This window comes from Candidatus Magnetaquicoccus inordinatus (genome assembly GCF_004217665.1).
GTDB lineage: Bacteria > Pseudomonadota > Magnetococcia > Magnetococcales > Magnetaquicoccaceae > Magnetaquicoccus > Magnetaquicoccus inordinatus.
Genome location: NZ_RXIU01000091.1, coordinates 1 through 13,127, shown reverse-complemented (window position 1 = coordinate 13,127; position 13,127 = coordinate 1). Strand labels below are relative to the sequence as shown.

13 protein-coding genes and 1 pseudogene are annotated in these 13,127 nt (G+C 56.1%); all 14 read left to right on the top strand.

The features are described from left to right. On the top strand, window positions 1-388 hold a 388-nt coding region (locus tag EJP87_RS17770), incomplete at its 5' end, for a hypothetical protein (RefSeq protein ID WP_193771241.1). A 5-nt stretch (window positions 389-393) separates the two neighbouring features. Continuing rightward, window positions 394-1,605 (top strand): AAA family ATPase, encoded by a 1,212-nt coding sequence (locus EJP87_RS08410; RefSeq protein ID WP_130471419.1) that lies wholly within the window; start codon window positions 394-396, stop codon window positions 1,603-1,605. Window positions 1,606-1,620: 15 nt separating this feature from the next. Beyond that, window positions 1,621-3,555, top strand: coding sequence for an ATP-binding protein (locus tag EJP87_RS08405; protein ID WP_130471418.1), 1,935 nt, complete (start codon window positions 1,621-1,623; stop codon window positions 3,553-3,555). A 20-nt stretch (window positions 3,556-3,575) separates the two neighbouring features. Next, on the top strand, window positions 3,576-4,406 hold the full coding sequence (locus tag EJP87_RS08400) for a hypothetical protein (RefSeq protein WP_130471417.1): 831 nt from the start codon (window positions 3,576-3,578) through the stop codon (window positions 4,404-4,406). Continuing rightward, window positions 4,403-7,675 carry a primase-helicase zinc-binding domain-containing protein gene (locus EJP87_RS08395; RefSeq protein ID WP_130471416.1) on the top strand — a complete coding sequence of 1,091 codons (3,273 nt, stop codon included), beginning with the start codon at window positions 4,403-4,405 and terminating at the stop codon, window positions 7,673-7,675. The genes EJP87_RS08400 and EJP87_RS08395 overlap by 4 nt, the downstream gene beginning before the upstream one ends. Continuing rightward, window positions 7,672-8,163, top strand: a complete 492-nt coding sequence (locus tag EJP87_RS08390) for a TubC N-terminal docking domain-related protein (RefSeq protein ID WP_130471415.1) — start codon at window positions 7,672-7,674, stop codon at window positions 8,161-8,163. Before EJP87_RS08395 ends, EJP87_RS08390 begins: the two co-directional genes overlap by 4 nt. A gap of 60 nt (window positions 8,164-8,223) precedes the next feature. Further along, window positions 8,224-8,592 (top strand): hypothetical protein, encoded by a 369-nt coding sequence (locus EJP87_RS08385; protein ID WP_130471414.1) that lies wholly within the window; start codon window positions 8,224-8,226, stop codon window positions 8,590-8,592. 113 nt (window positions 8,593-8,705) lie between these two features. Further along, window positions 8,706-9,209: a crossover junction endodeoxyribonuclease RuvC gene (locus EJP87_RS08380; RefSeq protein WP_227657536.1), complete on the top strand. Its 504-nt coding sequence runs from the start codon at window positions 8,706-8,708 to the stop codon at window positions 9,207-9,209. After that, window positions 9,206-9,427: a hypothetical protein gene (locus EJP87_RS08375; RefSeq protein ID WP_130471413.1), complete on the top strand. Its 222-nt coding sequence runs from the start codon at window positions 9,206-9,208 to the stop codon at window positions 9,425-9,427. Before EJP87_RS08380 ends, EJP87_RS08375 begins: the two co-directional genes overlap by 4 nt. Further along, window positions 9,417-9,770 (top strand): annotated as a pseudogene (locus tag EJP87_RS18975) (DUF6362 family protein); the annotation flags it as partial. The gene EJP87_RS08375 and the pseudogene EJP87_RS18975, both read left to right, overlap by 11 nt. A 638-nt stretch (window positions 9,771-10,408) precedes the next feature. Further along, the gene (locus EJP87_RS08365) at window positions 10,409-11,764 is read left to right on the top strand and encodes a DNA methyltransferase (RefSeq protein ID WP_193771240.1); all 1,356 of its coding nucleotides are present in this window, start codon (window positions 10,409-10,411) and stop codon (window positions 11,762-11,764) included. Then, on the top strand, window positions 11,754-12,293 hold the full coding sequence (locus EJP87_RS08360; protein WP_130471410.1) for a hypothetical protein: 540 nt from the start codon (window positions 11,754-11,756) through the stop codon (window positions 12,291-12,293). The genes EJP87_RS08365 and EJP87_RS08360 overlap by 11 nt, the downstream gene beginning before the upstream one ends. 82 nt (window positions 12,294-12,375) lie before the next feature. Further along, on the top strand, window positions 12,376-12,846 hold the full coding sequence (locus EJP87_RS08355) for a hypothetical protein (RefSeq protein ID WP_130471409.1): 471 nt from the start codon (window positions 12,376-12,378) through the stop codon (window positions 12,844-12,846). Next, window positions 12,843-13,127 (top strand): D-Ala-D-Ala carboxypeptidase family metallohydrolase (locus EJP87_RS08350; RefSeq protein ID WP_130471408.1); only part of this gene is annotated, 285 nt, incomplete at its 3' end. The genes EJP87_RS08355 and EJP87_RS08350, both read left to right, overlap by 4 nt.

The window sequence follows — 13,127 nt, the reverse complement described above, 5'->3', positions numbered from 1 at the left end:
GCATGCTGTCACCCGCTATCTGTACCACGTTCAGGCATATGTCTACGTGCATGCGGCCAAAGCGGCCAAGGAACTGATCCAGAGCGGGTGCGTATATGGCGAAGGCAGTCGTGCCCTGCAGCAGTTTGCCCAGGTGCCGGAGGATCCCAGGTTTTTCTTTGTCTTCCTGGAAACGGGCACGGCCATGAATGTTCTGGTACGCGAACTGGCGCAGTCGCGGGGTGATGTTCTCTCGCTGATCTGGGAAGCGGGAGGGTTGATTGCCAGACGTGCCATTGATGTGTGGAAGGCGCACATGCAGCAGTTCGGTCTGCACCAACCGTGGCGGATCAATCAACCGGCGCGTCCGTTCATGGACGAAGAGTTTCCAACCTGGGCTGTGGAGTAACGACCATGTCATTTCAAATCAAACCAGCTGTTCGCATTTTTCAACCTGTCTTGATCGGCCTGTGGGGCGGATCGTCGTCTGGAAAAACTTATTCCGCGTTACGCTTGGCCCGTGGTCTGGTGGGGCCCCAGGGCAAAATCGGTGTGATCGATACCGAAAACCGGCGCGCCCTGTTCTATGCCGGAAAGGTGGGTGGCCAGTGGGATCACATCGATTTTCAACCGCCGTTCACGCCGGAGCGTTATACCGAGGCATTTCGCGCCTTTGAGAAAGCAGGCGGTTACAGCGTCGTCATCATCGACTCGGCCTCGCACGTCTGGGAAGGTGAGGGTGGTGTGTTGGATCAGGCCGACAGCAGCAACACCACCGGCTTGGCCAAATGGGCCAAACCCAAGATGGCCTTGAAACGGATGATCAACACGCTGTTGCGTTCTGGCTGTCACGTCATTTTCTGCCTGCGGGCCAAGATGGGTGTGGCCCAGGATGGCCGTGGGAAGGATGCCAAAATCTACAGCAGCGGGTTGGAACCCATCATGGAAAAGAATCTGATTTTCGAGATGACGGTTTCGTTGCTGTTCGGGCCGGATCACAAGCCGCTGTTCCAGGCGGCAGGTGAGCGCTACTTCGTCAACCCCATCATTCCGGCCATCAAGGCACCGGAGGAAATTCTGCGTGCCATCAAGCCGGATGAGTATGTCAGCGAGGCCACGGGCAAAGCCATTGCCGATTGGCTCAGTGGTGCCACCCGCGATGCATTGGACGAGGCGCGGCGGATGGCAGCCAGAGGAACGGATGCCTTTCGTGCGTGGTGGCCCTCTCTCAGCAAAGAGGACAAAGGATTGTTGAACCAGCATATCCAGGAACTGCAGGCAATTGCTGCCAAGGCGGACGTTGATGCCCAGGCGATGGATCAAGATTTATCGGGTGCAATCGGCGAGGAGGGAGGTGAGTCTTCCGCTGATGATGGGAATGACGATGCACTGTCAGGCGGTTTCGACAGTTTCGAAGATGATGAAGAGTCGGCACAGGTTTCTGAACCGCAGCCGGTGGTTTCACCAGCGCCTGTCCAGACACCTGTTCGGCCAGCGGTAACGCAACCACCGCAACGGGTACAACAGACCCAGACACCACCGGTGACTCAACCGCCACGCCGGGCCGCAGCGCCACAACCGTCGCCTGCGCCGACTGATCTTTCCACCGACGACAATCCGTTCTGATAGGAGAAACACGATATGAACCAGACGATGACTCTCTCGATTGAAAACTTTGGTGGTATTGAGGCCGCTGCCTTGGCCATTACCCCCGGTTTGACGTTGTTGTCGGGTACCAATGGTGCGGGCAAGACGACAGTCTTGCGTGCTCTGGCCGCCTGCCTTCGATCGGACACGATGATGCCGATTCTGCTTGATGACGGGAAAGAGGCACTGCTCAAAAAGGAGTCCCACCTGTTGGTGCGGGGCAGATCCGGGTCGGTGACGCTCAGCAGTGAGCAGGGCAGTCGCCGGGTGACTTGGCCTGCCAACACCAGCAAGGGAACAGGGGTATTGCCTGGCCAGGTGGCTCCTTCCCGGATGGCGTTGGGACTGATCGATTGGATGACGATGCCGCAGGTTGTCCGGATCAAGACGCTGCTGGAGACGGCGGCCAAGGATCCCTCTCTGTCGTCCACGATCACACGCGAGGATTTGGATCGTGCAGTGGTGGGAGAGCGGTTGGACCCGGCAATGATCGACTGGGCTTGGCAGGTAATTTCGGGCCATGGATTTGATGTTGCCCATTCCGAGGCGACGCGCTGCCTGTTGGAGTCCACCGGCGGTTGGCGGGCGACGACTCGGGAGGCGTATGGCGAGGAGAAGGCCAAAAGCTATCTGCCGTCGGGATGGGAGGCTGATCTGGTTTCTGCCACTCAGGAAAGTTTGCAACAAGAGGTACAGGACAGACGGGAGGCGGTTGAACAGGCCATCGCCAACCAATCAGTGGGTGCTGCCGAAGCGGTACGCATCGAGGCGGTGGCGAACACCTCCTTGCCGGACATGGCCACTCTTGAGACGGCACTGGCCAAAGCACGTATCAGCAACTCAGACGTGATTGCCGGTTTGCAGGCCAAATTGCCGCTGCTGCAACAGGAGCCACAAACGATCATTGATGCCCGATTGGCGGTGGCAAACTGCAAAAGCCGCATCAAGTCCCTGCAGGCGGAAATGGCTGCTCTGCAATCCGGTGCGCTCAGGATTGATGGTCTTTGCCCTGGCTGCGGCATCGCACTGGCTGTCCATGATCGTGGTGCAGGAGGTACTCCGACCCGCTACAGGCTTTCCTTCCCGGAAGGCACCGCAGTCGATCCATCCCAGATCGATTGCTTGTCAGCAGAGATTGATGAGCTGACAGCGGAGGCCGGCAAACAGGATTCCACCATATCGGTGCACTCCAGGAGTGTAGCGGAACAGGTGGCGACAATCCAGAAGGAGTTGAGCCGTGCGCAAGAGGCACAACGCCAGGCGGTGCATGCAGCAGAGCAGGGGATCCATACAGCTAAACGGCAGATGGCTGAAATCAGTGCCGCCAAGGACCGTTTGGCGGAAATCCGGGCAAAAGGGTCTGGCGTATCGGCAGAGGAGATACTGACTCTGCGGCAGGCATCCAGTCGGAGCGAGGCCAGACTGAGAGCCTGGGAGATCAAGCAGGCGGCGGATCGGTATGCGGAAGATGCGCGGCAGTTTGCTGTGCTCAAGGAGGTAACCGCTCCAGCCGGTTTACGCAAGGCCAAGATGGATACTGCCCTGGCCGGGCTGAATGGGCGGTGTGCCGAACTGTCAGCCATCGCCAATTGGGGAACCGTCTCTCTCACGCCAGATGCCGACCTGCACTATGCCGGCAGACCCTATGTCGTCTGCTCTGCTGCCGAACAGTACCGCTGCCGCGTCACCATGCAGGTGTTGCTAGCCGTCATCGAGAAGTCGCCCATTCTGTTGTTGGACGGCACCGATATTTTGGACTCTTCCGGTCGGTTGGGAATGGTCAAGCTGCTGCGCTTCACCGGGATTCCGACTGTTCTGGCCATGACTGCCAAGCGGGACTATGCCAGCGCACTCACCACCCTGTTTGACACCATCTTCTGGGTGCAGGGTGGCCAAGTAACCCAGATCTCAACAGCCGGACAGCAATAGGCAGAGAGAGGAGAAAAGCAATGGGCAGATATTTTGACCGGTTGTGCCGGATTGCGGAGAGGGAAAACGATACTGTCCTGATCCAGTGTCTGAAAGAAGCAAAGCTCTTTGTTTTCGACGGAGATCCGGCTGAGTTCATACCGAAGGCAGTCGATTTTGATAAGGCAGAGGAGTTGATCAACGGCTTCTTTCTGCCATTCCCGACGATTGCGATTGAGGATGACAAGGGGATCGTTTTGCTGCAGGCAGCAGACGATCACTCCCGGCAGATGAAGGCATACGACCTGGTCGTCAATCAAGAGGGGTTCGCCCAGTTGACTATCAGTGAGGTCCACGACTTCAAATACTCAGGCGAACCAGAGTTCCCGATTGGGATTTACCTGTATGACGGTGCCATGACCGTTTTGTTCGATAAAAGCGAGCGAAAAGTGCGTGCTCTCCAGACATCTGTATCGAATGTTCCAGATACGGAGAAGTTCAAGAATATCACGGCAGCATTGTACGAGGTGATGATCCTGAATACGCCATCGCGGTTCGTATTTGAGATTGCTCCGGCCAAAGGTCGGAAAAATGTCAAAAAGATTCTGCGCAGCGACGATCGATCTGTTTTTACCCTGCTGACGCCAGGGGAGATCAAAAAGCGGTATGGGCTGGATGGTGCGCAGAAGTCAGGTGGTGCAGATGCAGGGGTGGGCAAAGTCCCCCACCCACGTCGTCGCCATCTGCGGACGCTGCATTCAGAGAAATTCCGACACAAACAAGGCCAGACGATCACCATCCCAGCCTGCTGGGTGGGCCCGGAAGAAAAACAGGTCGGGAACAAAATCTACCGGGTGAGGTTGGACGTATGAACATCAATCAGATTATCGAACAGGCCCGTGGGCACTGGCCAAGCATATTGCTCTCGCTCGGTGCCAGCCAGGAAAACCTGGCCAACAAACACCGTTCATGCCCGTTTTGTGGTGGGAAGGATCGCTTTCGGTTTGATGACAAGGATGGCCATGGCACCTTTATTTGCAACCAGTGCGGCGCAGGAGACGGGATGGGATACGCATCCCGCTTGCTTGGGTTGGAGGATGCCAGGGATTTTCCCAAGGTGGCTGAATCCGTTGCCAAGGCGATGGGCACGTTGACGGACAGAGACAGGGAAGAGGCGTTTCGTCGGGAATATGTGCGAACAGGAAATGCCACCGCAGCCTACCGGTCAGCGTTTGTCGGCGGGGAACTGTCACCAGAATCGCTCAAGCAGAGAGCGGCAAGGATGGCCCGTAAACTCGGTTGCGCCCGAAAAGGTGACAACAGGCAGGGAGGTGACATCTCTTCACCTGTCACTTTTCCCGGAAGTGACAGAAAAAGTGACATGGAGGAGGGCGGTGACAGCCTCGCACCTGTCACTTTTCCCGGAAGTGACAGGGAAAGTGACACGGATGAGGGTGGTGGCAGGGTGCCTACTGTCACTTTTTACCAAAGTGACAGGGAAAGTGACTGGGAAAGTGACACGGATGAGGATGGTGACAACCCTCCATCTGTCACTTTTTTCGGAGGTGACATGGCAAGTGACAAGCTTCCTGGTGACAGGATGGATGCCGATGGAATCGCCAATCAACAACTTAAGAGAGATGATAAAAAGGATTTTATACCGATCAACCAGCAGTACGCGATGAAATTGTGGGAACAGGCTGGATCGGATCAGCAAGTGGTGAAGCAGTACCTTGCCAGCCGATCCATCACCACGGAGTTGCCCGATACAATCCGGTTTTTGCCATCGGTTCAAATGGATCTGCCGAAGGAGATGTTTTACCTCTCCAGGCGGCGGGAGATGATGGTGGCTCTGGTGCAAAACGGGCGCGGGGATCCCGTTGCCATTCACCACACCTCCCTGGTGAAAGAGGATCTTGGCAATCGACGCAAAATGATGCTGGGGCCCGTCAAAGGCGGTGCCGTGCGATTGGGCAAGTACATCCCTGGTGGCGCATTGTCTTCGGGAGAGGGTATCGAATCATGCCTCTCTTTTCAGCAGGCCGCCGATACCGTGTCTTGGTCGGCACTGTCCAGCAACGGAATCCAGCACATTGAACTGCCGAGGGAAAAGCCGTCTGTGATGTATGTTCTGGCTGATGTTGATGAGCCGAAAATCATCCATGGCAAAGAGGTGCGTGTCGGCCAGGAGGCAGCCCGCAAGGCAGCCCTCCGTATCGCCAGGATGGGAATCGAGACATACATCGTTTGGCCAGGCGACCCAATGGGGCCGAAGGTGGATTTCAACGATCTCCTCATGGCCGATCCCAGTGGGGAATCAATCCGCAATTGTCTGAAAAATGCTGAACTCGTAACGGCTGATGTTGAGCCTCAGGTTGAATGCAGCATTGATTTGCCTCTGATCCGGATTGCTGGCGGCATGTTGCCGACAATTGTTCGTCTGGCAGAGAAGTCGCTGTTATCAGCAAGGAATAATGAGATTTTCCAGCGGGCCGGCAGTTTGGTGCGGATTGTCAAACTGCCAAAGACCGAAGTACGCCGCCAGAAAGTGCTTGTCAGGCGCGATGAAGGGGCCTTGGTGATTCTGCCTGTCGATCAGGCATGGATTGAATTGCGTCTGACAGGCTGCGCCAATTTCGAGAAATGGGACAGCCGGCGGAACCATTGGGCTCGTATCGATTGCCCTCCCAACGTGTCCCGGTCGTTGCTGGCCATGTCAGGCGACTGGCAGTTCAATGCTTTGGCTGGGGTAATCGAGACGCCGACCCTGCGCCCAGATGGCAGCATTCTGGACCAGCATGGTTATGACGAGGAAACCGGCCTCTACCTGGATACCAGTGGTGTCACGTATCCAACGCTCAAAGCTTTTCCCACCAGGGAAGATGCCATTGAGTCCCTGCAGTTTCTGGAGACTGCTCTCGAGGAATTTCCTTTTCTGCAACCGCATCACAAGTCGGCTGCCTTGGCTGCCATTCTCACGGCTCTTGTTCGCAGATCGCTGCGTACCGCACCGATGTTCATCCTGACGGCACCCAAGATGGGCAGCGGGAAAGGGTTGATGGCCAACGTGGTGGCCTTGATTGCCACAGGGCGCACGGCAGCAGCGATCACCCACAGCAAGGATCCAGAAGAGGAAAAAAAGAGCCTTTTCACCATCCTGGTCAGCGGCGATTCCATCGCCTTGATTGACAATATTGAGCATTCGCTTGGTTCGCCAGCACTTTGCTCGATCTTGTCCGAGGAGACGTACAAGTCTCGTGTGCTTGGAGAAACACGGGAAATCGTCGTGCCTACTTCGGTGACTTGGCTGGCAACGGGCAACAACCTGACCGTCAAAGGCGATTTGACCACCAGGGTGATCATTATCCATATCGACCCGGCTGTCGAGCGTCCTGAAGAGCGCACCTTCAAACGGGACTTGAAGACGTGGATTCCAGAGAACAGGGCCAAACTGGTATGTGCAGGGATCACCGTCTTGCGGGCCTATGCCGTCGCAGGCCGTCCATCCACAGGATTGCCACCCTATGGGCGCTTTGAGGAGTGGGGGCGTGTGGTTCGGGATGCGTTGGTTTGGTGCGGCTTGGAAGATCCCTGCCTGTCGCGCAACGAGGTGGAGGATGACGATCCGGTTCGGATTGAACTGAACAACTTCCTGACGGCATGGTGGAAGTCTGCCGCCATCCAGGTTACGACTGAGCAAATGATTGAACGGGCCCGTTTCATGGCCTCTCCACCCGATGAATGGGTGAGCGGTGTCAAACAGGATCCAGATCACTCGTTCATCAATGCCTTGGTGGATATCGCTGGCGATGCCAAAGGGAACATCAACAAGCGGACCCTGTCATGGTACCTGAAGAGGCACAGAGGCCGTATTGAAGGTGGTTTAATGATTTCTGTTGAGCAGAAGAAAAACAGAGCGGGTTTTGAGCTGTGGTCTGTTCGACAAGTCCACGCTGTGGAATCTGCAGAGTCACAGAGCAACATAGAGTCATTTTCTTACCCCATGCGAGAAAATGTCAATATTAGAAATAGCTTATATACATCATGTGGTTCTGAAGATATAGAGTGGAAAAATGAATTAGTTAAGCCGATGACTCTGCAGTCTGGTGGTACAGGGTACGAAACGGGAGTCGTTTCGTGAACAGGCCACCGATCATTGCCGAGTTGGAGGAGGTTGGGGTCAGCCTGTACCTGGATGAAGACGATGCCCTGGCGTATCGCGCCACGGTTGGGGCGATGAATGAGCAGATCATGGCGGCGATCAAGGAGCAGAAGGCGACGATCATCGCTTGGCTGAAGTATGACCCTTTGCTCCGGCCACTGACAGACGAGGAAAAAATCCGTTTGGCGGCAGCTTTTCGAACGTTGCGCGACAGGCATGGCCGTGAGCTGCATGCTGCCGGGTGGGATCGGGATGCGGTGTTTGATGGGCTGGATCCTACCCGGTGTGAGGTGGCTGGCGATGTGCCAGCGGTTCTGGGGCTGTTCATGGATGGGGGGCGATTGGTAGCCGTTCATCCCGACCGTCTGGATCTGGAATTTCCCAATGGCGTGCCATTTTCCAAAATACGCGGTGGCTGCCTGATGGGTGGAACGGTGCTGGAGGAGTTCCTCCGTACCGGGAAATGAAAATTCGAGGCAGGAGTCAGTTTTGCCTGCGGAGTTGCACAAAGCGCAAAGGAGAACGAGATGAGCGAGGAGCGTCGATTCAAGCCGCTGATCAAGCTGGCTGGGTTATACGAAAACCAGTCCCAGCGGAGCGGTGAAACCTATTTTGCCGGTTATTTGGGTTCGGCGAAGGTGGTGGTCTTGCGGGATAAAAACGCAGAACCAGGCAAGCCGACCTGGAGCCTGTGCATCCAGGAGCGAGAGCCAAAAGCAGAGGAGGGCGGTGGCGGTGCCGGGCAGAGCCAAGGGTACGGCCAGAGCAGTCAGCGTCAGGGATATGGCCAGAGCCAGCGGCCCAGTGTGCAGCGGCAGGGTATGCAGGTGACGCAGCCTGCACAGCAGACGCAACCGCATGGGGTTGTGGATTATGGCGACGACCTCCCGTTTTAGGCAATCAGGAATGTGCAGAAAATTCGATGTGATAAACAGTGGCAGGCGGGTGGCGGCTTCGATCTTGGCGGGTCCAGCCGCCACCCTGAACCACTCAACCAATGGAGGAAGAAATGGTTTTGGTAACAATGCCCTATAAAGCCCCGATCAGGGAAGGGGCAATTCTCACTTTGGACCTGGGAACGAAAACAGGCTGGGCGGTGAGGCAGGAGAACGGTCTCGTGGTCAATGGCACGGTTGAATTCAGGCCTGGTCGGTTTGAAGGGGGTGGCATGACGTTTCTCCGGTTCAGACGTTGGCTGGATGAAATCTACCTCTCGACTGGTTGCATTGGCGGCATCTGGTTCGAGGAGGTGAGCAGGAATGTGGCCACGATTGCGGCCCAGGTGTATGGCGGCTTTCACGGGCAGTTAACGGCATGGGCGGAAGAGCACGGGATTCCGTATCGCGGCGTGCCGGTTGGTACCATCAAACGGCATGCGACGGGTAAAGGCAACGCCTCCAAGGAGATGGTCATCGAGGCGATGCGGCTGAAAGGTCACAACCCCTGCGACGACAATGCTGCGGACGCCTTGGCAATTCTTCACTGGGTGCTCAGTACGGAGGTGCTGCCATGATCGGAGGACCGATGCCACCGCGCTCATGCCTGTCGCGATTGATCCCGCAGAAGGTGGATCTGGAGCAGCAGAGGCGGGAAGGGTGGGTCAAGCATGGCATACTGGTGGTGGCCATTGACGATAAACGACTGAGTTGGCCGGAGCAGGAGATGGTGAAACTCGTGGCCAAAAAATTGTTCGGCCAGAAGGTGGCGAAGGAGGGGGCAAATGGGCGATAATGGTTGGGTGCCTGCAATGGTTTTCAAGCGCATAGTCGAGGCCGCCCGGACTTTGCGTGCCTTGCGTATGGCTGGCCTGAAACCGGCTGGGTACACAAGTTCATGGCCGGATGTGGTAATCGACCCGAATGATCTACAGGGATGTGATCATGCGAAGGTGCCACGTTTATCGCCAACACCGGAGGCCATCACCAGGATGGATGAGTCTCTGTTGTGGTTGCGATGGTTGAAACCAGAACAAGCGAGAGTTGTTTGGCTCTATGCGGAGGATGTGCCGCGCAAGATTCTCTGTGCCCGAGTGGGTATGAGTCAGAGCAAGGCCGGTCGGGTGCGCATGGTTGCTTTGGAAATCATCGCTTCGATGCTGAATGCGAACCGGAAAGTTCATCAACCTGCCGGAAATAAAGAAAATGATTTCCGAGATGAGTATTTGAGAACAGGGAACGCCTGTGCGGCCTATCGGCACGTTTTTGGTTCAGAGGGAATATCCCAGGTGACATTGAAACAGCGTGCTGCTCGCCTTGCGAGGAAGATTCGGTGACAAAAGTGACAAGAGGACGTTCCCAGGGGTGACATTTGTCACCTCTGGGCAGTTTGTTTGCCTCGTGTGCGTTGAATCAAAACAATTGGTTGACTGGCAGGGATTAATTTTTTTGCGTCACGGGTATAGGTACGCATTTTTCCATGATGCGAATTTGACAGAATCTGCTATGCTTTTCACTATGATCGAGAGTTGTCGCGCACAGTGACACCATCACCGATCCCGAATCAAAAACCCGTCCGGGGGAATACCCTGTGACGGGTTTTTTTATGTCTGCGAACCCTGGCCGCCATTGAGCGGCCTTTTTGTTGCCCTGGTGGAACAGGGCATTGATGAGGTGGGAGAGATTACACGGACCGATAAAGGTGCCCGGTGATCGCTCCTGCGATCCCAGCCCCACCCTGGTGTTCCAACACCGGGCATCTTTGGAGGTATTTGCCATGCCTGAAATCACGACACTACCCATTAGCAGCATCACCGTTGGCAAACGGCATCGACAGGATTTGGGCAACATTACCCATCTTGCCGATAGCATTCGCGACATTGGCCTTTTACAACCCATTGGCGTGAGTCCAGACAACAGCTTGGTGTTTGGTCATCGGCGGTTGGAAGCCTGCCGGTCGCTGGGATGGGAGAGTGTACCGGTTCGTATCGTCGATGCGCCAGCGATCATGGCCGAACACGATGAAAACGAAGTTCGGAAGGATTTTACGCCATCGGAGCGGGTGGCGATAGGCCGGGAGATTGAAGAGTTTCTGGGGAATCGGCGTGGACAGCGGACAGATATCACTGCGCAGCAACTTCAGGAAAATTTTCCTGAAGTTCAGCCAGGACAGCAGACTCGTGATATAGCAGCCGAAAAATCTGGATTTGGAAACGGGAAAACCTATCAGCAGGCCAAAACAGTAGTGGCTAATGGCACCCAAGAACTGGTCGATGCCATGGACCGTGGCGACGTATCCATCTCAGCGGCGGCCACCATTGCCAAACTGCCACCGGAGGAGCAGCAGACGGTTATCGCTGGTGGCAAGGATGCGGCTCTTGAGCGGGTCAGACAGGTGAGAGATGCGAAAAACGCAGCGGTCGTTTCCCAGGCCAACCAGATCCGCCGGGAGCAGAAAAAGGCAGCGCAAGATGAGCGGGCAGCGGTAGCCGTCCAGGCCAGCCAATCTCTGCCATCAACATCAGACCGTTTTCGGATCATCCATGGCAATTGTGAGCAGGCCCTCACTCTGGAGGCAGGATCGGTGGATTGGATTTTTACAGATCCTCCGTATCCCAAGGAGTTCTTGCCGTTGTTTGAAACCCTGGGCCGGGTTGCTGCACATGTGCTCAAACCGGGTGGGGCGTTGCTTGCCATGGTCGGGCAGTTTCATTTACCAGAAGTGACCCGGTTGCTGGAGGGCCATCTCAGCTACCACTGGATGTTGAGCTACCTGACGCCGGGTGGACAGTCGCCGCAGATTTTCCCACGGCGCATCAACACCTTCTGGAAACCGGTACTCTGCTTCACGAAGGGAGAATACGCTGGGCCATGGATCGGCGACGTGGTGCGCAGTGAGCCAAACGACAACGATAAACGGCACCACCACTGGGGTCAGTCGGAAAGCGGCATGGCCGATCTGATGCGGCGATTTGTCAAACCGGGCGAGACAGTGCTGGATCCCTTTCTGGGTGGTGGCACCACCGGTGTGGTTGCTCTCGATCTTGGCTGCCACTTCATCGGCTACGACGTGGACCAGATAGCGGTCGGCACGGCATTGAACCGCATGCGGGAGTATGGTGATGCAGCCTGAATATTTGGACAACGGTGCTCGCGCCAGAGTCGATGGTCGCGGTGATGCGTGGGCCAATGAACACCGAACGAGCCTTGGTGCGCGATTCAACATGATGGACTTGGATGCCTTTTTTGGCACCGTCTGTTTTGGCCAGAATACGGTGGACAGGCTGTTCATCGAGTACGTGCCGGATGATTACGCCAACCGGTTCAAGGTATTGCGGGAGTTTGGACTGGTGGCCATGTTTGACCGGAAAAGTTCACTGAACGCTGCATTGGAGGCGAACAACCAGATTTCCACCGCAGTTTACTTGTGGATTTGTCGGAAACTGGGAATTGGTCAATCCAATCCACCAAAATTCTTCTTTGTGATCGGTGGCCAGGATCCACCCTGGGAGATGATCGAAATCGACATCCACAACGGCGAACAGACAGGCTTGCGGGCAACAATCGCGCATCACAGTGATTGGCGTCGCGTTTGGGAGACACTCGGACTTGCTTCATTGAGACGAGAGCTTGCCATGTGGGTCACCAACCGGCGGAATTGAACCGCCATCAACCAGAACCATTACCTATCGAACCCACCCAGTCCATCTGCGGTGGGTTTTTCTTTTCCAGGAGGACAGCATCATGGGTTTGAACCCACAACAATTTCGCAGTCTGGTCATCCGACCAACCCTGCGCCGACTCGATTTGTGGAGCGAGGCGGCTGAAGAGTTGCTGCTCGGCACCGCCATTCAGGAGTCGGCATTGCACTACCTGCAGCAGATGGATGGTGGCCCTGCCATGGGTTTGTGGCAGATGGAGCGTGCCACCCACGACGACATTTGGACGCACTTCCTGAACGGGCGGACAAAGCTGGGACTGAACGTCTTGGGCCCGTACTACAAGCCGGATGCGACTCGCATGGTTTGGGATTTGTCGTATGCCTGCGCAATGTGCCGGATCCACTACCTGCGCTGTCCAGATGCTTTGCCGCCTGCTGGCGACATCGCCAGTCAGGCCGCCTACTGGAAGCGGTGGTACAACACCCCTCTCGGGAAAGGCACGGTTGAACAGTACCTCGACAGTTGGCGCGTTGCGATGGGAGACACACCATGACGAACACACCCTGGCCACACTTTTCCGAATCAGAACTGCGTTGTCACTGCGGATGTTGCCGACAGGATATGGACGCAGACTTTCTGCTGAAGTTGGAAGCCTTGCGCACGGCATATGGCAAACCGATGCCGGTGAGTTCTGGCTATCGGTGTCCGGCGCACAACGCTGCAACCTCCACTACCGGTTCGGACGGACCGCACACGACCGGACAGGCAATCGACATCTTGGTTGCCGGTGAGGATGCCTACCGATTGGTTGGCCTGGGTATCCAGCATGGTTTT